The organism is Tractidigestivibacter scatoligenes, assembly GCF_001494635.1.
In the GTDB taxonomy this organism is placed as follows: Bacteria; Actinomycetota; Coriobacteriia; order Coriobacteriales; family Atopobiaceae; genus Tractidigestivibacter; species Tractidigestivibacter scatoligenes.
Genome location: NZ_LOJF01000001.1, coordinates 452,852 through 473,660, shown reverse-complemented (window position 1 = coordinate 473,660; position 20,809 = coordinate 452,852). Strand labels below are relative to the sequence as shown.

At 62.7% G+C, this 20,809-nt stretch carries 16 protein-coding genes; 3 read left to right on the top strand and 13 right to left on the bottom strand.

The genetic code is table 11. The features are described from left to right. Positions 1 to 77: 77 nt before the first annotated feature. The 3 genes from ygeW to AUL39_RS02100 all read right to left on the bottom strand — a co-directional run bounded on the left by ygeW (position 78) and on the right by AUL39_RS02100 (position 6,087). Positions 78 to 1,280 carry a knotted carbamoyltransferase YgeW gene (gene ygeW, locus AUL39_RS02110; RefSeq protein ID WP_059053115.1) on the bottom strand — a complete coding sequence of 401 codons (1,203 nt, stop codon included), beginning with the start codon at positions 1,278 to 1,280 and terminating at the stop codon, positions 78 to 80. A 106-nt stretch (positions 1,281 to 1,386) separates the two neighbouring features. Then, a complete protein-coding gene (locus AUL39_RS02105; protein ID WP_059053112.1) occupies positions 1,387 to 2,769 on the bottom strand; it encodes a YgeY family selenium metabolism-linked hydrolase in 1,383 nt (460 codons plus the stop codon). Positions 2,770 to 3,297: 528 nt separating this feature from the next. Then, the gene (locus AUL39_RS02100; protein WP_059053109.1) at positions 3,298 to 6,087 is read right to left on the bottom strand and encodes a beta-glucosidase; all 2,790 of its coding nucleotides are present in this window, start codon (positions 6,085 to 6,087) and stop codon (positions 3,298 to 3,300) included. Between the two features lie 147 nt (positions 6,088 to 6,234). Here AUL39_RS02100 and AUL39_RS02095 point away from each other — a divergent pair, with 147 nt between their 5' ends. Continuing rightward, on the top strand, positions 6,235 to 6,951 hold the full coding sequence (locus tag AUL39_RS02095; RefSeq protein ID WP_059053106.1) for a LytR/AlgR family response regulator transcription factor: 717 nt from the start codon (positions 6,235 to 6,237) through the stop codon (positions 6,949 to 6,951). A gap of 29 nt (positions 6,952 to 6,980) precedes the next feature. Beyond that, positions 6,981 to 8,282, top strand: a complete 1,302-nt coding sequence (locus tag AUL39_RS02090) for an ATP-binding protein (RefSeq protein ID WP_160327007.1) — start codon at positions 6,981 to 6,983, stop codon at positions 8,280 to 8,282. 435 nt (positions 8,283 to 8,717) lie between these two features. Here AUL39_RS02090 and AUL39_RS02085 read toward each other — a convergent pair whose 3' ends face one another. Next, complete coding sequence (locus AUL39_RS02085) at positions 8,718 to 9,032, bottom strand: hypothetical protein (RefSeq protein ID WP_059053101.1); 315 nt, start codon at positions 9,030 to 9,032, stop codon at positions 8,718 to 8,720. 3 nt (positions 9,033 to 9,035) lie between these two features. Next, on the bottom strand, positions 9,036 to 9,455 hold the full coding sequence (locus AUL39_RS02080) for a hypothetical protein (protein ID WP_235810726.1): 420 nt from the start codon (positions 9,453 to 9,455) through the stop codon (positions 9,036 to 9,038). A 264-nt stretch (positions 9,456 to 9,719) separates the two neighbouring features. Between AUL39_RS02080 and AUL39_RS02075 the strand changes: the two genes are divergently transcribed. Continuing rightward, on the top strand, positions 9,720 to 10,688 hold the full coding sequence (locus AUL39_RS02075; protein WP_059053097.1) for a Fic family protein: 969 nt from the start codon (positions 9,720 to 9,722) through the stop codon (positions 10,686 to 10,688). Between the two features lie 167 nt (positions 10,689 to 10,855). Here AUL39_RS02075 and AUL39_RS11175 read toward each other — a convergent pair whose 3' ends face one another. From AUL39_RS11175 to AUL39_RS02040, 8 genes are all read right to left on the bottom strand, one after another. Continuing rightward, a complete protein-coding gene (locus AUL39_RS11175; protein WP_160327006.1) occupies positions 10,856 to 11,020 on the bottom strand; it encodes a hypothetical protein in 165 nt (54 codons plus the stop codon). Between the two features lie 238 nt (positions 11,021 to 11,258). Further along, complete coding sequence (locus tag AUL39_RS02070; RefSeq protein ID WP_059053095.1) at positions 11,259 to 13,316, bottom strand: FtsX-like permease family protein; 2,058 nt, start codon at positions 13,314 to 13,316, stop codon at positions 11,259 to 11,261. Beyond that, complete coding sequence (locus AUL39_RS02065) at positions 13,306 to 14,118, bottom strand: ABC transporter ATP-binding protein (RefSeq protein WP_153001534.1); 813 nt, start codon at positions 14,116 to 14,118, stop codon at positions 13,306 to 13,308. Before AUL39_RS02065 ends, AUL39_RS02070 begins: the two co-directional genes overlap by 11 nt. Before the next feature lie 157 nt (positions 14,119 to 14,275). Further along, on the bottom strand, positions 14,276 to 15,328 hold the full coding sequence (locus tag AUL39_RS02060; protein WP_059053092.1) for a sensor histidine kinase: 1,053 nt from the start codon (positions 15,326 to 15,328) through the stop codon (positions 14,276 to 14,278). Next, the gene (locus tag AUL39_RS02055) at positions 15,325 to 16,002 is read right to left on the bottom strand and encodes a response regulator transcription factor (protein WP_059053089.1); all 678 of its coding nucleotides are present in this window, start codon (positions 16,000 to 16,002) and stop codon (positions 15,325 to 15,327) included. Before AUL39_RS02055 ends, AUL39_RS02060 begins: the two co-directional genes overlap by 4 nt. A gap of 150 nt (positions 16,003 to 16,152) precedes the next feature. Beyond that, entirely contained in the window at positions 16,153 to 17,376 is a 1,224-nt protein-coding gene (gene dpaL / locus AUL39_RS02050; RefSeq protein ID WP_059053087.1) for a diaminopropionate ammonia-lyase, read from the bottom strand. A gap of 280 nt (positions 17,377 to 17,656) precedes the next feature. Then, the gene (locus tag AUL39_RS02045; protein ID WP_059053085.1) at positions 17,657 to 19,051 is read right to left on the bottom strand and encodes a uracil-xanthine permease family protein; all 1,395 of its coding nucleotides are present in this window, start codon (positions 19,049 to 19,051) and stop codon (positions 17,657 to 17,659) included. Positions 19,052 to 19,406: 355 nt separating this feature from the next. Then, positions 19,407 to 20,690: a double-cubane-cluster-containing anaerobic reductase gene (locus tag AUL39_RS02040; RefSeq protein WP_059053084.1), complete on the bottom strand. Its 1,284-nt coding sequence runs from the start codon at positions 20,688 to 20,690 to the stop codon at positions 19,407 to 19,409. Positions 20,691 to 20,809 lie beyond the last annotated feature (119 nt).

The following is a 20,809-nucleotide window of genomic DNA, read 5'->3' as shown; positions in this document are numbered from 1 at the left end:
ACCGAGCTCACCGGCTCGGCCCGACCAGCCCGCGCGTTCCCTTGTGGGTACTGCGCCAGTCGCCCCGATACCCGGCTTTAGGCCTCGAGCCAGCGGCTGCGGCCGCGCTGCTCGAGCTCCTTGAGCATGGCAACAGGATCCTTGGCCTTCTGCAGGAAGATCATGGCTGCCACTGCGTACGGCTTGTAGCTGGCCTCCTTGTACAGGCCATCGCGGTGGGCCTCAAAGACCTCGTTGGCAACCTCGCCGTGCTCGCAGGAGACGCCCTCGATGTCGGCCGGCAGCGGGTGCATGTAGATGGTGTCCATCCCGTTTGCGGTCTTGGTCATGAGCTCGGGCGTGCAGTGCCAGTCCATGTGGGTGGCGTTCTGGGCAAGAAGCTCCTTCTCCAGGGTGTCGATACCCTCGGAGTCGCCGGCGGCGTAGAGCTTGGTGCGCTTCTCCATGGCCGCGTAAGGAGCCCAGCTCTTGGGGATCACGATGTCAGCGCCCTCGAAGGCCTCCTCCATGGAGTGGGCCTGGGTGAACGTGGCGCCAGACTCCTGAGCGTAGACGCCGGCCTGCTTGACCAGCTCGGGCATGAGGTCGTAGCCCTCGGGGTGAGCCAGGGTGACGTTCATGCCAAAGCGGGTGAGCAGCATGATGAGCGACTGCGGGCAGGAGAGGGGCTTGCCGTAGGAGGGGCTATAGGCCCAGGTGACGGCGACCTTCTTGCCCTTGAGGTTGTCGAGACCACCAAACTCGTTGATGAGGTAGAGCAGGTCAGCCGAAGACTGCGTGGGGTGATCGGAGTCGGACTGCAGCGAGACGAGCGTGGGACGGTGGTCGAGGATGCCGTCGGCGTAGGACTGCGCCACGGACTCCGCGACCTCCTTCATGTACGCGTCACCCTCGCCGATGAACTTGTCGTCGCGGATGCCGATGACGTCAGCCATGAAGCTGATCATCGTGGCGGTCTCGCGCACGGTCTCGCCGTGGGCAATCTGCGACTTGGACTCGTCGAGGTCCTGGAGCTGCAGGCCCAGCATGTTGGTGCCGGAGGCAAACGAGAAGCGCGTGCGGGTGGAGTTGTCGCGGAAGTTGGAGACCGCGAGGCCCGAGTCGAAGATGCGCGTGGAGATGTTGCGCTCGCGCAGGTTGCGAAGGGCATCGGCGACCAGGTAGAGGGCGCGGAGCTCGTCGGTGGTCTTGTCCCACGTGTGCAGGAAGTCGCTGTTGTACATCTTGGAGTAGTCGAGCTTCTCGAGCTGGTCGAGGTAGTTCTGGAACGTGGCGTCCATTCGTTTCCCTTTCTTTGATACGCGTGACTGGGTCTTCCCGGTGACCGCTGGGTCTACGTGCAGAGGACCCGGTCGCAGCGGTGCGCCGCGACCGGGACGCAGTTAATTACTTGATGTCGTTGCCGGTGAGGCTGGCGCGGAACTCGGTGGCATCGCCGGTGGCCTGGCTGGGGTCGTAGAGGTTCACGGCCGCAACGTAGAGCGCGGCGCAGGTGGAGAGGTCCTGCTTGTAGGTGACCTCGTTGGGCGCGTGCGCCTGGGACTCGGCGCCGGGGCCAAAGCCAACGCAGGGGATGCCATAGCGGCCCTGGATGGAGACGCAGTTCGTGGAGAAGGTCCACTTGTCGCACAGAGGCCTGCCCTCACGCTTGTCCATGGACTTCTCGCAGCCGATGCGCTTGTCGCCAAAGAGGGCCTTGTGGGCGTCGACCAGTGCCTTGACGTGCGGCGCGCTCTCCTTGTTGATCCACGTGGGGAAGTAGGCCTCGGTCTCGTAGACCTCGCCGGTCCAGCTGGGACGGTCGTACATGTACATGGAGACCTTCACGTCGTCGCCGTACTTCTTGACGGCGGGGAGGTTGCGGACCTCCTCGAGGCAGGACTCGTAGGTCTCGCCGGCGGTCATGCGGCGGTCGATGGAGATGGCGCAGGAGTCAGCCACGGCGCAGCGCGAGGGGCTGGTGTAGAAGATCTGGGAGACGGTGCAGGTGCCGCGGCCCAGGAAGCGGGCGTCCTCGTAGTGCTCGGGGTTGTACTTGGGATCGAGCATCTTGACGAGGCCCTTGATGGAGGTGGACTCGTCGCAGCCGTTGTTGTTGAGGGCGCGGACGTCGTTGATGATGTCGGCCATCTTGTAGATGGCGTTGTCGCCGCGCTCGGGCGCGGAGCCGTGGCAGGAGACGCCCTTCACGTCGACGCGGATCTCCATGCGGCCGCGGTGACCACGGTAGATGCCGCCATCGGTGGGCTCGGTGGAGATGACGAACTCGGGCTTGATGCCATCGACGTTGTAGATGTACTGCCAGCACATGCCGTCGCAGTCCTCTTCCTGGACGGTGCCCACGACCATGATCTTGTAGCCCTCGGGGATGAGGTCCATGTCCTTCATCATCTTGGCCGCGTAGGTAGCGGAGGCAACTCCGCCCTCCTGGTCGGAGCCGCCACGGCCTCCGATGAGCTGGTCGTCCTCAAAGCCCTCGTAAGGGTCGAAGTCCCAGTTGTCGCGGTTGCCAATGCCCACGGTGTCGATGTGGCCGTCGATGGCGATGATCTTGTCGCCCGTGCCCATGAAGCCCATCACGTTGCCGAGACCGTCGACCTTGACCTCGTCAAAGCCGAGCTTCTCCATCTCGGCCTTGATGCAGGCCACAACGTCGCCCTCCTCGCAGGACTCGCTGGGGTGGGAGATCATGGCGCGCAGGAACGCGGTCATGTCCGCGTTGTAGGCCTTCGCCGCTTCCTTGATCTTGTCGTAGTCGAGTTCCTTCATTGGGTCCTCCTCGCATCGAGCAACGTTCTTGCTGACTTAGCACCATAAACAATAAGTCTGCTTACCAAACTTTTTGTTTGGTTGACCTTATTAAAGCACGTGCGAGAGGGAATTCAAGGGCCTTTGGCAAACTGTTCACTTTTCTCGCAGACGGTCTTTTTGACGCGGTAGACGGTGGGTGCGAAGGGTGCTTCCCCGCTCGGGAATCGGAGCGGGCCGCGGCACGAGACAGGTTGCAGCCCGCGAAGGGGCGTTGGGGGCGTCCCCGGCCAAACCTGCGGGTTAATAGCAGTGCGCCGAGAAGGGCCGGGCCATCTACCTGCGGTCCTTCTCGACAGGCCCCGCTCGCGACTTCTACTAAGCCGCAGGTTTCCCTCGGGGCAGTCGGCGGGGGACGGCACACGCGGCGGGGGACGGCCCGCGCAGGCGGTCGGCGAGTTCAGCTGGGCGAGACGGACCCCGCGCCACGAAAGGGCCCCGGCGACAAGATGCCGCCGGGGCCTAGGCTCCACGTTCTTCTCGGCAGCGCTACTGCTGCTGGGCGCGCCAGCGCTTCATCTTCATGTGGCGACGCACGAAGTACGTGCCCAGCAGGGCAATGATTGCCGCAAGCACAACCTCAACCGCGGTGATTAGCGGACTCTGCCCAAACATCCCCACCGTAAACGTGCTCGAGGAGTTCGCCTCGGTATAGAAGATGTTGTGGCAAGCGTTACGCAGCGCCTGGTGCCCGGCTGCCGTTTCCAGCGTGTCGCTGGTGAGCATATTGTTCTGCATGAACGCCAGGTAGAGGTCATTGCCCGCGCGCAGCCCGCGGTTGATGTTCACAGTATCAGCGGACAGTATGCAGTCCGTCACGACGGACCCGCGGAAGCCCCACTCGTTCCTCAGCACCTGGGTGAGCAGCGCGTGGCTCTCGGCAGTGGGCGTGGTGCCCAGGCGGTTGTAGGAGCTCATTATCGCCATGGTGCCGCCGTCCTTCACGGCAATCTCGAACGGGCGCAGGTAGATCTCGCGCATGGACTGCTCGTTTGCCCAGGTCACAAGGCCGCCGGCATCGCCGCGGTGCGTCTCCTGGTCGTTCAGGGCAAAGTGCTTGACGTAGCAGTACACGCCCTGCGACTGGATGCCGCGGACCTCGGCAGCAACGATCTCGCCGGTGAGCAGACCGTCCTCGCTCACGTACTCGTAGTTGCGGCCGCCAAAGGGCGAGCGGTGCGTGTCGGCACCGGGGGCGTACAGGCCGCCGACCTTGAGCGCCGTTGCCTCCTGGGCAAACAGCTCGCCCACGCGCTGCGCAAGCTCCTTGTTCCAGGTGTAGCCAAGCACGCTCTGGCCCGTGAGCTGCGTGCCGTTGTAGCTCGCCATGATGTTGTTCACGCCATTGGGACCGTCGCACTCGACAATCGCGGGCTTGCCCACGCTCTTGGCCGAGAAGGTCATCCAGCCGCCGTTGGAGACGAGCATCTTCTGCTCGTTAAGCGTCATCTGGTCGAGGAGCTTGTCCCACTGGGGGTCGTCATAGCTCAGGCCGGTCATGTCGGCCAGGGTAAGGCCGTTCTTCGCGCCATAGGTCACGTCGTCGACGTCAGGGTTCTCGACTGGCGCGGGGTTGTCCAGCGCGTCCTTGATTTCGGCAGGGGCCTCCTTCTCGGCAGGGGCCATCGTGGGGAAGGTGCCGGCCCAATCCGCACGCGAGAGGTACGTGACGCCGCCGTCAAAGCTCACGTCGTCAAACTGGTTGGTTGCAGCCACGCCGTCAGAGGAGCGGGCACCGTCGTTGGCGTCGTTGTAGATGTAGTCACGGTCGATGGTCACCGTACGGGTATCCACCACGTCGTGAGAGTTGCGACGCAGGCTCACCTGGTAGTCGCCGGCCTCCAGGACGTAGGCGCCGCCCTTGGCCTTGACGCCAGTGTAGTCGTAGCTGGCCATGTCCTCGTGCGTCCAGCTGATCTTGAGCGTCTGGGTCTCCCCAGGCTCAAGCAGTTTTGTCTTGTCAAAGCCGGCGAGAACAACGGCGCTCTTCTCGATGCCGCCGGGCGTGTAGGGTGCGCTGTAGTAGGCCTCGACAACGTCCTTGCCCGCAACGTCACCGGTGTTGGTCACGTCGACGGTCATCGTGATGGTGGTGCCGTCGTCCGAGAAGTCCGCGATCTTCTCGTCGAAGGTGGTATACGAGAGGCCGTAGCCAAACGGGTACTGAACCGTTGCGTCGTAGTCGATGTAGCCATCTGCCGCGGCGGTCTCGTAGTAGCGGTAGCCCACGTAGATGCCCTCGACGTAGTCCACAAAGTGGACGTTCTCCGTGCCGGCAGTCGCGTCGCCAGAGCCAGCGAACATGGACTGGTTGGTGTGCTGCACATTTGAGTAATCGTGTGCACCAAAGTTGTAGTAACTTGGGGCGCTCTCAACATCGTATGGGAAGGTGTCCACGGTGCGACCGCTGGGGTTCACGGCACCGGTGAGTACCTTGCCAATGGCCTCGCAGCCCGTAGCGCCAGGCGTGCCCACCCACAGGGCCGCGTCCACCTGGGGGGCGTCAACAAAGCCAAGCTCCATAGCGTTAGGACTATTGAGCACCACGATTACGCGGTCAAAGTTCCCCTCGACCATGGCGAGAAGGTCCTCCTCGTTGGGCGAAAGCTCAAGGTAGCTGCGGCCGGCCTCGGAGCCCTCATAGGCGGCCATGTCCGTGGGAAGGTCAAAACCTTCGCCGCCCTTGCGGGTGAGAACCACGATCGCTGTATCCGAGTACGCCTTGGCGTCGTCGATGACGTCCTGGGTGTAGCTGGACTGCGGCAGCTCGTAGAGGTTCCAGTCCGTGCCAACGAGGCCCATGTCTTGGGCAGAGATGGCATTCTCATCGTAGAACTGCTTGAGGTTGGGGTTCACGGAGAGGCCCGCATCCTCAAGCCCCTGGTAGAAGGTCACGTTCTTGCTGGTGTCGCCAGATCCGGAGCCCGTCCCGCCATAGCTGAAGTTGTTGTCTGCGGTCGAGCCAAACACGTTCACCTTGGTCACGCCCTCGAGCGGCAGGGCGTCATTCTCGTTCTTGAGCAGCGTGACGCCTTCCGCCTCCACCTCCTCGGTGATATCGCGCGTGGCCTGGCTTGCCTGCTGGACCTCGGTTGATGCCATATCCGGCTTCGTTGTAAACGTTGTCACAAGGTCAAAGTACGGAGACGCCACAACTCCCACCACAAGTGTCACCGCAACCACGAGCACCGACAGGATGCACATGATCACAAACAGCGCCTTCTTGGGACGCTTTACCGGCTTGGTCGGTTTTGTCGGCTTGTCCTTCTCGTCTGCCATCTCTCCCCTTTCCCCTGGGATCTTGCCTTCCCGCCGCATGATCGCGGTGGGAGTTCCGCTAGATGGTCCCATGATGGTCAGGACCCCCGCAGACTGGGGGCTGCTGTCATAATCGGGTGAGGGCCACGACTTAGTTGGGAGGCAACCGTGGCATACCGAATTCTTATCGTGGAAGACTCCCCCGCAGAGGCGGACGTCCTTCGAGGGCATCTAGACCGCTATGCAGCAGAGAGGGGTCTCTCGTTTGCCGTGACCGTACTCTCCTCGGCGGTGGAGTTCGTGAACGGAAGCCACCCGGCAGACCTCATCTTCATGGACATAGACCTTCCAGGCATCAACGGCATGGAGGCGGCGCAGATTCTTCGTGGCTACGACGAGCAGACACCGCTAGTGTTTGTGACCAACCTGGCACAGTACGCCATCAAGGGATACCAGGTAGATGCCCTCGACTTCATGGTGAAGCCCGTCCAGTACGATGACTTCTCGCTTCGCATGGACCGCGCCATGCGCCTGGTCAAGCGGACGTCCAAGGGCACCGTGGCCATTCCCACTCAAGACGGCATTCGCGTGGTGCGACTCGAGGACGTTCTCTACATCGACATCATGAAGCATGACCTGCACTATCACCTTGCCGGCGAGAATAACCCGCTGCGCGTGCGAGGAACAATCGCCAAAGTCGCAGAGGAGCTGGCCGACAAGGGCTTCCTCAAGATTGCCGCCAGCTGCGTGATCAACATGGCGCAGGTAGCACGGATACGCTCGACTTCGGTGGTCATGTCGGACGGAACGGAGCTCTTCTACAGCAGGTCACAGCGAAAGGCAGCGCTCGAGCGCCTTGCCGCTTACGTTGGACGGAGCGCATGATGGAGCAGCTGTTGCCCGCAGTACTCAGCATGACTGGTCTACTCGTGCGCGTTGCCTTGGGGATAGCCCTCTTTGCGGGAGCGCTAACCCCGCGCGAGCACTTCGCACGGCGTATGCTGGTTATCGCGCTCCTTCTCGTCTTCGCGATTGCACTGGTCTTGTCTGCAGGAATCGCATCCCCAGCTCTGTCACGCTCGCAGACGTATGTCGTCGAAGTAATGCTTTTCTCGGCCCTGCTTGTTGCCTGCTCATTTGCGGTGACCTACCTGTTTGACGCCTCCATATGGACGGCGCTCTTCTGCTGCTCCGCTGGGTACGCGATACAGAACCTAGCCTCTGGCTTGGGTGAGTTCATCTGGCTGTTTGTTGAGGGAACAGGCCCGGCAGCAGCTCTTTCGCGCGAAACGCCCCTAAGCACGTTTGCCCTGCTCACGTGGCTGGTCACGCTTGGGACCTATGCCATTGCCTACCCGCTAGTCACACGTAGGCTGAGCAAGCGCGGACTAGAGCAGGTAAGCGACCGGTCGATGATCACGATGATGGCCGTGGTCATTCTCATGGTCATAGGGTTTGACCTGGTGATCAAGGGCCTCTGCGAGATGGGCATCCCCGTTGCCTACGCGGTGCTCCTTCGGCTTGTCCATGGGTTTATCTGCGTCTTCACCGTGTGGATGGAGTACGAGCTGCTGGTTAACCGCAAGCTTGCCTCCGAGCGGGATACCACCGAGCGCGTGCTCGCCGAGCGCGAGCGCCAGTACGAGCAGAGCCGCGAGAGTATCGAGGCAATCAACATCAAGTGCCACGACCTGCGCCATCAGATACGAGCGCTGGCAAACGGGGGTGCCGTGGTTGATCCGACCGCGTTAGCAGACGTCGCACGTGAGGTCGACGTGTACGATGCGGCAGTTCGCACGGGCAACGAGGCGCTGGATACGATACTTACCGAGAAGAGTCTGGTATGCCAGCGCGAGGGCATCACGCTCACCTGCGTGGCAGACGGCTCGGCACTCGACTTCATGGCGCCGGCAGACATCTACGCGCTCTTTGGCAACGCCCTGGACAACGCCGTCGATGCTGCTCGCTGGGCGAGCCGGCGGTCGATTTCCGTGGTAGTGCGCCGTACGATGGGCGTTACGTCGATAAGCGTCGAGAACTACTACGACCTGGGCGCCCAACCCACCTTTGAAGACGGCCTGCCGCAGACGACAAAGGCCGACAAGGCCAACCACGGGTTTGGCATGCGCTCAATGCGCGCGATAGCAGAGCGGTACGGCGGCACGCTGGTTGCGCGGGCAGAGGATGGAACGTTCTGTCTCGACATCATGCTGTAGGTGCGGAGAGCGACGCGCCTCGGGGCGGGGCGGCTCGGGGCGGGGCGCTACACATTCGGACCCGATTGCGTATCCCGCACAGGACGGTACAGGTTCGCGAGACGAATGTGTGGCGGCGGGAGGCCCGCGAAGGGGCGTTGGGGGCGTCCCCGGCCAAACCTGCGGGTTAATAGCAGTGCGCCGAGAAGGGCCGGGCCATCTACCTGCGGTTCTTCTCGACAGGCCCCGCTCGCGACTTCTACTAAGCCGCAGGTTTCCCTCGAGGCAGTCGGCGGGGAACGGCGAGTGCGGCGGGGACGGCGGCCCACGCGGCGGGGACGGCGGCCCGCGCAGGCGGTCGGCGAGTTCAGCAGGCCGAGACGGACCCCGCACCACGCAAAGGCCCCGGCGACAAGATGCCGCCGGGGCCAGGGCCCCACGTTCTTCTCGGCAGCGCTACTGCTGCTGGTGTGTCACCGCCGCGCGCACGCGTCCGCGCGGGTCTTTCACCAGAAGCGTCACAACCCAGATGACCAGCCCAAGAGCAACCACGCAAACACCGAGGAACGCGTCGTTGGATAGTTGCTCGCCAGACGGCTGGAAGATGGCCACGCCCTCCTGAAGATACTCGGCCACCGCGTCGACCAGCCACATGAGCGACGCGCCCCAGAACATGAGGCACGGCAGACCCAGGCAGAGGTCGTCGTCGCGGCGCAAGTACCACACAAGCGTGAAGGCGACGGCCACCAGGACGGTGATGGCAAGCGTCATCGGCTACACCTCAAGCGCCGGGGCCTGCTCGGAGGCAGCGCGCTGCTCAATCGCGTTCGCGACGGCGCACAGGCCACCCCAGGCGGCGGTCACCACGACGGCCATCGCGACGCCGGTCGTCGCCATCTCGCCAAGCATCGCCGCAGCGTCCGCAGGCGTGGCCATGGCAGAAAGGAACGGGAAGAACGGCACGACCTCGCCATGCCAGACGTGCTCAAAGGCGAGAAGGGCGCTGCCGCCCCAGAGCATCTTGGAGAGCCAGCCGAGACGCTCGACACGGCGGGCGCATGCCTCGGTGTTCTCGCCGCTCTTCTTGGCCTTCTGCTCGATGACCTTCACAGCGGCGCCCTCGGCGGCGGGTACGACAAAGCAAGCCATGGCAAATCCCTTCGTTAGGGTGTGGTCGACACTTGTGCGTTTCATTGTACGTTGTTGTGCCGCGTTAGCGGAAGCCGCACCCAGCTTTGTAACCAAGTTTGTTGGACTCTCGCCCGAGTTTAGCCCATTTCTTAAAACGAAAATCGCCGACCTGCGGAAACGCGGCCGGCGATTAAGAAAAGGAGCTATTCTCCGCGCAAGGGTCAGCACCGAGTACCGCCGGGCGCAGCGGCGTAGCACCCGGCGACACCGTGCCACAACGATTACCGCCATTGGCGGTATAATCTTGGCGGTAAAGAGGAGGCCAGGATGCCGTACGAGCCGCCATTCGAGCGCAACGACAACATCGATTCACTCTGCATGGAGATTGCGGAGCTTGTCGGTTCCCTCTCCCCGCAGGCACCGCTCGCAAAAAGCCCTACCTTGCATCGTGAGCTTAGGATTAAGACCATCCATTCCTCGCTTCTCATCGAAGGAAACGGGCTCGACGAGGGAGCGGTGACCGCAATTCTCGACGGCAGGCGCGTTCTTGGCGACAAGCATGACATCCTCGAGGTGGAAAATGCCAAGCGCGCATACGACCTCATTCCAGAACTCAATCCGCTCTCCCTCGATGACCTTCTTCTTGCCCACCGCACCATGATGGAAGGGCTTGTTCCCGAGGCCGGTCGATTCCGCTCAGGCAATGTGGGGGTATTTGACGGCGAAAATCTCATCCATACGGGCACGCCCGCAAAGTATGTGCCGCAGGTAATGAAAGACATCTTCGACTGGCTGGGGTCAACGTCCATGCATCCCCTTCTTGCCTCCTGCGTCTTTCACTTTGAGTTCGAGTTCTGCCATCCCTTCTCCGATGGAAACGGCAGAACGGGCAGGCTCTGGCACACCCTCCTCCTTTCCAGATGGAGGCCGGTGCTAGCCTGGCTCCCCATTGAGAGCACCATCAGAAGACGGCAGGCAGACTACTACGCTGCCCTCGCACAATCCGACGCGGAGGGGTCAAGCGAGATCTTTGTGGAGCTCATGCTCGAGTGTATTCGCGACGCCATGCTTCCGTTTGCGAGAACGGCGAGCAAGCCTCAGACCGAGACGAGCGTCGCTCTTGACTTCTTCAAGAGGAACCCTCGCGGAACTATCCCATCGCTCGCACAAGAGATGGGATGCTCGCAGAGAAGCGCAGAGCGCCTCGTGGCACAACTGAAAGACAAGGGATTTCTAAAGAGAGAAGGCAGCGCAAGAGCAGGTACGTGGCTCGTGCGAGAGGGACCAGCAGAGTAGCCGTGCGGTCGCTGCCGTCCCCCGGCGGAGGCCGGTAAGAGCCCGCTCGTCGGAGTTTAGCTCCATTTCTTAAAACGAAAATCGCCGACCTGCGGAAACGCGGCGACCGTTTAAGAAAAGGAGCTATTCTCCGCAGAGAAGGGCAAACAGGGCCCGGAACCTCACCGTCAACCAAGGGCAAGGCACTGCACCAGGACGAGAAGCACCGGCGCAACCGAACAGCCCGCGCCAAAGACCCATCCGACGATCCCCGCGGAAATCCTGAAGACGAGAGCCATCAGGCCCACGGGTACGATGACGGCAAATACGGTGATGGCAAGCAAGAGTTCCATGACGTATTCCGTTCGCGTAAGGAGATACATCGACCTGCAAAAATGCGCCTTCCGGCAAGAAAACGGCGCCGGAGCGAGGGTTGTACGCACTTGCTGCGAAAACGGCCCTTCGGGCGTCAAAATGACGCCCGAAGGAAGGTTCCAGCGGCTTTCTCGTCGAAAAGGGACCCTTGGGCGCCCCGCGCCCCGCGCGTTGGCCCCGCACGGCGCCCGGCGCCAGGCGAGAAGACACCCTCCCCTACAGCGCGCGGCGCGTGGTGCGCACGGCGGAGCGCACGATTCCGTGGGCCATCCGGTACGTAAGTGCCAGGTACCCGCCGTACACCAGCGCAAACAGCACCAGCCCCAGGGTCATCCCGTCAAGCGCGTCGCTGTACCCAAAGGCACTCACCAGCTCGTTCACCACGCTGATTGCGCAGAGCGAGTGTGAGAGCCCCACGGCAAGCGGCAGCACGAAGGCAATGGCCACCTGCGCCCGCAGCGACCCAAAGATTAGACGCTCGGAGCACCCCAGCTCAGAGAGGGTGCGATAGCTGCCCGCAGAATCGCTCGCGTTGGAGAGCTGCTGGATGGCGAGAATGGCGGCGCAGGCAATGACCAGCACAAATCCAATGTAGATGGCCATGTACGAGATGAGCCCCGTTGTGGTTGTGCCATCGGCAAGCACACTCGTGACGGTGTCGACGGTCGTAAGCGCCGATCGCTCGCCCAGGCTATCGCCCAGTCTCTCCTCCAACCCCTTGAGCGCGGCGTCGCCCTCCTCGGTGGGGCCAGCGTACATAACGTCAACCACCTGCTGGTACGTGGGCAAGCTCGCCGCCAGGTCATCTGCCACTACAAACGTGCCGGGATTGGCCCCCAGGCCGTTGTCCTGGAGCACTGCTGAGGCGTCGTCGATCACCGTGGTACGAGCGGGCGTGAGCGTGGCCGCACCCACCGTGACAGAGAAGCCCTTCTCAAGCCCCCCGTTCACAAATGGCTCGACCTGGTCCATGTTGCAGAGCAGGAGGTACTGGCCCTCATCCAGCGATACGGGCTCCATTCCCAGCAGCGCACGGACGGCGTTGAAGTCGGACAGGCTCACGACCTCACCAACCATGGCGTGCTCGAACCCCTTGGGGATGGTCTCCCCAGTAAGTTCCGAGATGCGCTGGAGGGTCGAGGTGTCGCCCTCGAGCTCGGACGGGACAACGGCAATTCTCACCGTGGCGTGGCTTCCCACCGCAGAGAGGTCGACGCCCACCTTTGCAACCTCTGCCTCAAGGTCTATGGGGTCCGCAACGGGGTCCGTCGGGAGCACCGAGATCGACGCGCTGTAGGGGGTTCCCTTCTCGGCCATGGCGTTGAGGGTGTTGCAGATGCTCATGCCCGTGGTCATGGCCGTCATGGCAAGGAAGAGTATGAGCGCAATGACCCCCATGGAGAGCGCGGTGGTGTTCACGCGAGAGGCAATCTGTCGCGTCGTGAACATGTGGAGATCGCGCCAATAGAAGCCCCTCATGTGCGTGAGCAGCGCGGTAAGCGTGCCTGCAAGGCCATAGAAGAAGACGAACGTGCCTACTGCGACCATGACGGTGGTGATAATGAAGCCCCCCTGCATGGAGTTATCCATGGGGAATCCGTCCCTGATAAGGCGCCAGTACGCAACGCCCATGAGCACAAGGCCCGCCGCCGTCAACACAATGGAGAGCGGCAGCCTGCGCACAAACTGCTTCTCGTTCTGTCGCGCAGAGCTCATGAGGTCGATGAGCCTCACGCGGCGCAGCGTTATCCAGTTGAAGAGCATCATCACAACAAAGATCACGCCAAAGCACACCAGGGTGAGCATAAACGCGTCCGTTGAGAAGAAGAACGAGAAATGCTGGACGGTCGTCGCAAACATGCGAGCCGTGACAAAGAGCAGGACCTGCGAGACAAGCACCCCCAGGGCAATGCCCACGCCAAACGAGACTGCGGCCACCAGCAGCGTTTCCAGCGCAAGAACCACGTTCACCTGCCCCGTACGCATACCCAACACCTGGTAGAGGCCAAGCTCCTTCTTGCGCCTGCGCATGAGGAAGTTGTTCGCGTACACCATGAGAAAGCCAAGGATCACGGCGAGAAAGACGGTAAGCCCATCGAGGATCTGTCCCACCTGGCTGAGCGTCTCGCCCACGTCGCCGCGGAGAAAGTCGCCCTGGATGCTCATGGTGTTGAACGCATAGAACACGGCCACGCCCAGCACGAGCGTGAGGAAGTACACGGCATAGTCATGCAGGAGCTTGCGCATGTTGCCAAAGGCAAGCTTAGCGAGCATCGTCGACCCCTCCCTGCACGGCCACAACCTGCATGATCCGCTCGAAGAAGGCGTGACGGGAGTCGCTGCCGCGGTCGAGCTCGGTGAAGACACGCCCGTCACGAATGAAGAGCACGCGGCGGCAGTAGCTCGCGGCGGTCTCGTCGTGGGTAACCATGAGGACGGTGGCACCTCTCGACTGGTTGATTGACTCAAGGCTCTCGAGCAGGAGCTTGGCGTTCTTGGAGTCAAGGGCGCCGGTGGGCTCGTCGGCCAGCACCAGCTCCGGGTTGGTGACTAGGGCACGCGCGGCGGCAACGCGCTGGCGCTGTCCGCCGGACATCTGATAGGGATACTTGTCGAGCACCTCCTCGATGCCCAGCGAGGTGGCTGCCGCAACCACGTCGGCCTCAATCTGTGCGGCGGGCACGCGCCCAATGGTCAGCGGCAGCGAGATGTTCTCGCGCGCGGTAAGGCTGTCCAGCAGGTTGGAGTCCTGGAAGATGAACCCGAGCTTCTCTCGGCGAAAGTCCGCCAGGCGCGAGCGGGAGATGCGCGAGACGTTCGTCCCCGCAAGCATGATGGTGCCCGAGGTGGGCGCGTCGATCGTGGCAATGCAGTTGAGCAGCGTGGACTTGCCCGAGCCCGAGGGGCCCATGAGGGCGACGAACTCCCCCGCCGCAATGGTAAGGTTGATGCCGTTAAGTGCGTGCGTGGTGGCGCTGTGACCGCCGTAGGTCTTCGTCACGTCGCGCACCTCGAGCACGGGCGCCGGGGCGCCGTGGGCCATGCTCGCGCTGTCGCTGTCCATATGGCGTGCCATGTGTGGCTCCTTCTCGTGTTGGTGCAGGTGGGCCGTTGCGGCCGCCCGCCTTGTGATTGCGAGATACATGGTGGACCGCAGCCGTCTGGGCTGCCATCGATTGCCGTGACACAACCTTACGTTTGTGTCATGTCTCGCACGGCACGAGAAGCGCCTGCTATACGACGCGCGACCGCTCCCTGGGAAAGGCGATACTCATGGTCGTGCCAACGCCTACGGCGCTTGTGGCCCCCACGGCAAGGCCCATCTTCTCGCAGAGCGTCCGCACAAGGTAGAGCCCCATGCCGGTAGAGCGCTCGTGCGACCGGCCATTGGTGCCGGTAAAGCCGCGTTCGAAGATGCGGCCAAGGTCCGCCTCGGAGATTCCGCACCCATTGTCGGCCACGTTGAGCACCACGCGCTCGCTGGCGCTGCCGGCACCCTCGACGCGTGCCGAGAAGCTCAGTCGCGCCTCTCGCCCGTCGTGCTCGGGCACGGCGCGGTAGCGCACGGCGTTGTCGATGAGCTGTCCCAAGATGAAGACCATCCACTTAGGGTCGCAGAAGACCCAGAGGTCATTCTCGCCTTCAAGGACGCCCAGGTCAACGGCCATATGCGCCTCGATGAGAGAACGCGCGCGGGACTTCACGGCCTCACGCACCAGGTCGGCCAGATTGCAGCGGCGCAGGAGGTAGTCCTCGGCCACCGAGGTGCTGCGCGCATAGTAGAGGGCGTTCTCCACGTCCGCCTCCACGCGGGCAACCTCGCGCGAGAGGGACCGAGCGTCCTCGCCGCGGCTGTTTGCCAGCGTGAGGTTCATCGCGGCAAGCGGAGTCTTAATCTCGTGGACCCAAAGCTCGACGTAGCGGCGATAGTCCTGCATCTCCTCCGCAAGCTCGGCACCCTTTCGGTGCGAGGCCTGGGCCACGCTCTGCAGCGCATCCCAAGCAAGCTCGCCCTCGGGGTAGCTGGGCTCCGGCAGGGTGTCGACGGCATCGAGCACGTCGCCCTCACCCTCGGCCAGCCGCGCAAGTCCCCGCATAAACGAGCGCTCGCGCAGCCACTCCCACACAATGCTCACCAGTTCAAGCACAGCAACGAGAAGCACCACGAGTTGAGTAGCGCCCGTCTCCACGCCAACCATAGGCAGCATGACGGCGAGCAGGGCAACCACTGCCACGGAGCAGACTAGCCGCAGCGCGTGGCTGCGAAGGTACGTAAGAGGGCTCATACGTTATCGACCCGCAGCGAGTAGCCCATGCCGCGATGCGTTGTGATGGCGTGCGGCAGTCCCACCTTTCCAAGCGCCTGGCGCAGGCGGGTGACGTTGACCGTAAGGGTGTTGTCGTCCACAAAGGCGTCGGTTGCCCAGAGAGCCTCCATGAGGTCCTCGCGAGAGACAATGGCGCCCGGCTGGCGCATGAGGCACTCGAGAATGCGCAGCTCATTGCGGGAGAGCTCGACGGTCTTGCCGCCGTAGCTTGCCTCTGCGCGCACCACGTCGAGGCTCAGGCCACCCGCGCTGACACGGGAAGCCTTGCTCGGCTGTCTGCGGCGCAGCAGCGCCTCAAGGTGCACAAGGATGAGCTGCGGGTTTGCGGACTTGGCCACAAAGTCATCGGCGCCCATCGAGAGGCTCATGAGCTCGTCAAGCTCGGAGGTGCGGCTGGTGAGCACCATGATGGGAACGTCGCTCCTCTGCCTGAGGGCACGAGCCACGTACTGGCCGTCGGTTCCAGGAAGGCCCAGGTCAAGCACTACGGCATCGGGCGAGGCGGCAGTGATGTCCTCGACCAGGTGGTCAAAGTGGGTGGCGCACTGGACGTGGTGACCAGCGTTTGAGAGAAGTACCGACAGCTGCTCGCGCACGCTGGGGTCATCCTCAACGAGGTAGAGATTGGCCATCGCGCCCTCCGCATCCAGACTTGGTTATCTCGTACGGACAATCCTAGCATCGAGAAGGACGCGGCCGGCACGCTTGCGCGCACCGGCCGCTGTAGCCCTGGGAGGCAGGGCTCGTCCTTTGCAATGACGCCCTCAGGCGCTGAGGTGGCCCTACTCGGCGTCCGCGCTCTGCCACGCGCCGTCCCAGACGATCTGGCGGTAGCGAACGGGATCAGTGTCGCCCTCGGTCGAGAAGAGAAGCACCTGGGAGTCGGGACCAAGCTCGAGTGCCTCGCGCAGCTCAGCGTAGGCCGGATCGGTCATGAGCGTGGAGATGACGCCCATGCCCACGGCACCGGACTCGCCAGAGGTGACCGCGGGGTCACCCTTCACGGGCGCGGCAAGCATGCGCATACCCTTGGAGGAGACCCAGTCGGGGCAGCTCACGAAGGCGTCCGCGTGGTTGCGCAGGATGTCCCAGCCAATGGTGTTGGGCTCGCCGCAGGCGAGGCCGGCCATGATGGTCTGGAGGTCGCCACCCACGATGCGCGGGTTGCCATCCGCGGCAACGGCGCCCTGGTAGAGGCAGTCGGCGGCGCCGGCCTCCATGATCACGAACTTGGGCGGGTTGCTCGGGAAGAGGTTGGAGAAGAAGCCGACCATGGAGCTTGCGAGCGAGCCCACGCCAGCCTGGACAAAGACGTGAGTAGGACGGTTGACCTCAAGCTGGCGCAGCTGGTCCGCGGCCTCGGCGGCCATGGTGCCGTAGCCCTGCATAATCCACGACGGAATCTTGGTGTAGCCCTCCCACGCGGTGTCCTGCACGATCACGCCATGCTCGGTCTGCTCGGCCTCCTTGGCAGCAAGGCGCACGCAGTCGTCGTAGTTGAGCTCCTCGATCGTGACCTTGGCGCCCTCCTTGGCGATGTTGTCGAAGCGGGTCTTCGTGGAGCCCTTGGGCATGTGCACCACAGCGTTCTGGTGCAGGCGGTGGGCAGCCCATGCCACGCCGCGACCGTGGTTGCCATCGGTTGCGGTGAAGAAGGTCGCGTGGCCAAAGTCGTGCTCGAGCTGGTCGGACGTGAGGTAGTCAAAGTCGCAGTCCGCCACGTCGCGGCCGGTCTCCTCGGCGATGTAGCGCGCCATGGCAAAGGAGCCGCCGAGCACCTTGAACGCATTGAGGCCAAAGCGGTAGCTCTCGTCCTTCACGTAGAGACCGCCCAGGCCAAGGCGGCTGGCCATGCCGGAGAGGTTGGCGAGCGGAGTCACGGAGTACTGCGGAAAGCTCTTGTGGAACGCGCGGGCCTTGGCAACGTTCTCCAAGCTCATGACCTGCAGGTTCTTGTCCTCGCTCTTGGGCATGTGATTGGTGACCCACTTGAACTTAGGCTCCATGGTGCTCCCCTCTCTACGCGCCGACCCCGGCGCCCAATGGACTAGAAAAAGAAAAACTGTCTTACTGCCAAACTTTTTGTTAGCACACCAATTACACCACTTCCGGGACACATTGCAAGGGCTATTGTCGCCCCGCCGGCAAAAGGTCGGTCGCAGCCTTTGGACGGGACGGATGAGACAAAAATGAGACAAAGGGACAGTCCCTTTGTCTCATCGACGCTGCCCCGCAGGCAATCCTGCGGGGCGGCGAGCTTTTTGGTGCAGGTTGTGCAACGGGGAATTACTTCTCGTCACTCGAGCCGTTGCCGCCATTCCGGAGCGGCTTGAGGTTGCGCTGCTCGGGCGTGTTGTCCTCGGGCGGCAGGACGCTGTTCAGGATGATTGCCATAACCGCGCACGGTGTGATGGCCGAAGTGCCAAAGATGGTGGAGATCCACTCGGGCATGCCAGGGCCGGCCAGCGAGCCGGAGACCTGCGCGATGCCGATGCCAAATGCCACCGAGATGCCAAAGACGGTGCAGGCACGTGGGGTAAGGCCGTCCTTCACCAGGATTCGGATGCCGTTCAGGGTGATGGTGCCAAAGACGCTGATGGTGGCGCCGCCAATGACCGGCTGGGGGATCATGAGCAAGAGCGCCGAGAGCTTGGGGCAGAGTCCCGCGGCGAGAAACACAAACGCCGCGCCGCCAAAGACCCACTTGTTGATGACCTTGGTGCTCACGATGATACCCACGTTCTGGCCAAAGGCCGAGGTGGGAAGGCCGCCGAAGAAGGACGAGATAATGCTCACCATACCTTGGGCCTTGATGGCGCCGCCAATCTCGCGCTCGGTAGGCATGCGATCCATCGAGCCCGCGGATGCCGCGGAGAGGTCGCCGATAAGCTGCACGTTGACCATGATGTAGACCACTCCGAGCGTGATACAGGCGGCCGGATTGAACTCGATGGCGTAGGGCATGAACTGTGGAAGCGAGAACCAGCCGGCGCTCAGCACCTCGGAGCCATCCACCATGCCAAATGGGATGGCCACGATGCAGCCAATAATGATGCCAAAGAAGATTGAGCCGAGCTTGAGCACGCCCTTGCCAAAGTTGGCGAGCGCAAAGACAACGGCAAAGGTGATGAGGCCAACAATCCAGTTGTAGATGCCACCGAAGTTTGCCGAACCGGCGCCGCCAGCCATGTACTTGATTGCCGTGGGATACAGCGAGACGCCGATGGTGAAGATCACGGTACCGGTTACCAGCGGCGGAAAGAGGCTACGCACCTTGCTGTAGAAGATGCCAAAGAGTATGGCAACGATGCCGCCTACGAGCTCGGCGCCGAGAAGCACCGAGAAGCCAAACTGCGCGCCCACTGCCTGAAACGCAGGCAGGAAGGCAAACGAGACACCGGTAAGGATGGGAAGGCCCGAACCAATGCGACCAAAGAGCGGGAACTGCTGCAGCAACGTATCGATGGCCGAGAGGATGAGTGCCACCTGGATGATGGCCGTCTCCTGCTCCTGGGTGAATCCGCAGGTGGTGGCTATCATCATCGCCGGCGTGATGACACCTGCAAACGAGGCCAGGACGTGCTGGAGAGACATGGGGACAAGCGACCCTACCGGCGGTAGACCGTCTCGTCTGAAGAGCGACTCGTCGAGCTCCTGCTCTGCCTCTGCCTGTGCTGCCATGTGAGCCCTCCCCCGGGCGCCTCTACGCCCCGTCGGATGTCCTTGACGTGCTCAAGCGTGCCATAGGCCGCTTTGCCGCGTCAAATTATTAGTCTGCTTGTCATACAAATTGTTTGACAATCGACTGGGGACCCCCAACGGTAGGAATACGCCCGCCAGCGGTGAGCCTTTCGCCCCTCGCCCTCCGAGCCACGGCTGCTCTACCCTCGTTCTTTATCGGTATTTGAGAATCTGAGGTCGCGTTTGCCCAGTTGGCGAGCATCGTGATTCTCACATACCGCTAAAGAACGAGAGACACAGAAGGGGCCGGGCAACCATCGGCCACCCGGCCCCACAGGGAAAATGCTGCAAGCTGCTAGATCATCTCGAGGAAGGCCTGAATGCGCGTTGTGAGCTGGCCGTCGCCCTCGGCGGAGTAGTCGGTCGAGAGGTGCATGTAGGGGATGCCAGCCTCCTGCGCGGCCTTCTCCATGTCGAACGCCTCCATCTCGTAGATGGTGCAGAACGAGAGAGACGCGTCGATGATGCCGTCGGCGTGGAGCTCGCGCGCCATGCGAATGACGTCGTCGCGACGGCCCTGGTTGGGCGTGAAGATGGCGCACTGGATGTTGAGGTAGCGGTCTGCGATGTCGTCGAGCATCTCATCGACGGTGGCACCGTCCTCGGGCACGAGATCCTTGTAGTAGCGGCTACCGGTGCAGCACTCCTCGCCTACCACCACGCCACCGGCCTTCTCGATGATGTTGAAGAGTTTCCAGTTGGGCACGGCCATTGGCGTGCCGGTGTAGAGGATGCGCTTGGCGCCCTTGGGTGCCGCGCCAATGCCCTCTGCCGCACGCTTCTCGCACTCGTCGGCCATCTGGTTGATTGCGCCGGTTAGGCGCGCCGAGTCATCCATGAACGCTGCTTGCACGGTAAGCAGGCAGTCAAGGCCCGAGATGGGCACGGGGTCGGCCGCGCGGGTGGCCGAGAGGCGCTGCAGGGCACGGCGCTTGTCGTTGGCAAGCTTGATGGCTGCGCGCAGGCTCTCCTCGGTGATCTTCTGGCCGGTCTCCTCCTCGATGCGCGCAGCAAGCGCGTGAACCTGGTGGCGCCACTGGAGCTTGGTATCATCGTTCCTCACGTGCGGCACGTCCATGATGTACATGGGCTTGAGCTTGGAGAACTGCTCGTAGGCCTTCTTCTTGCCATCGCAGGTGTTCTCGCCAACCACGAGGTCGGCGCTCTCGATGTAGGGGCACACGCGACCCAGCTTGAAGCCCATGAAGCCCTTGATGAGCGGGCAGGTGTTGCGCGGCACGTACCTCTCGGCGTCCTCGGGCGCCCACTCGGCACCGGCGCAGAGGCCAACCTCCACGGCACCCGCGGCAGTCACAACCTCCTCGGGCACGTAGAGGCAGAAGCTGCCGATGATCTTCTTGGGGTTGCCCTCGCTGCGGCCGTCGACCATCTCACGGATGCGGCCGGAGTGCAAGTTCGCGGCAACGCCGTCCAGATAGGATGTGGATGCGGGCCTGTTCTTCTGGGTGAGGAACATGGTCTGGTACATCTCGCCCACAACGCCTAGAAGGCCATCGTGTGCCTCAACGTCCATGCCCAGGTCGCCCCACATCTTGTGGTAGTCGTACTCGTCTGCCATGGTGACTCCTCTCCTGTGTCCACGCATGGCCGACGTCCTCACGTCCAGGCAGAACCTTGCGAGAGACCCACATAGCTGCAGCACTGAACCCGTCTGGGAGCGTCCTCACGCCAACCCAG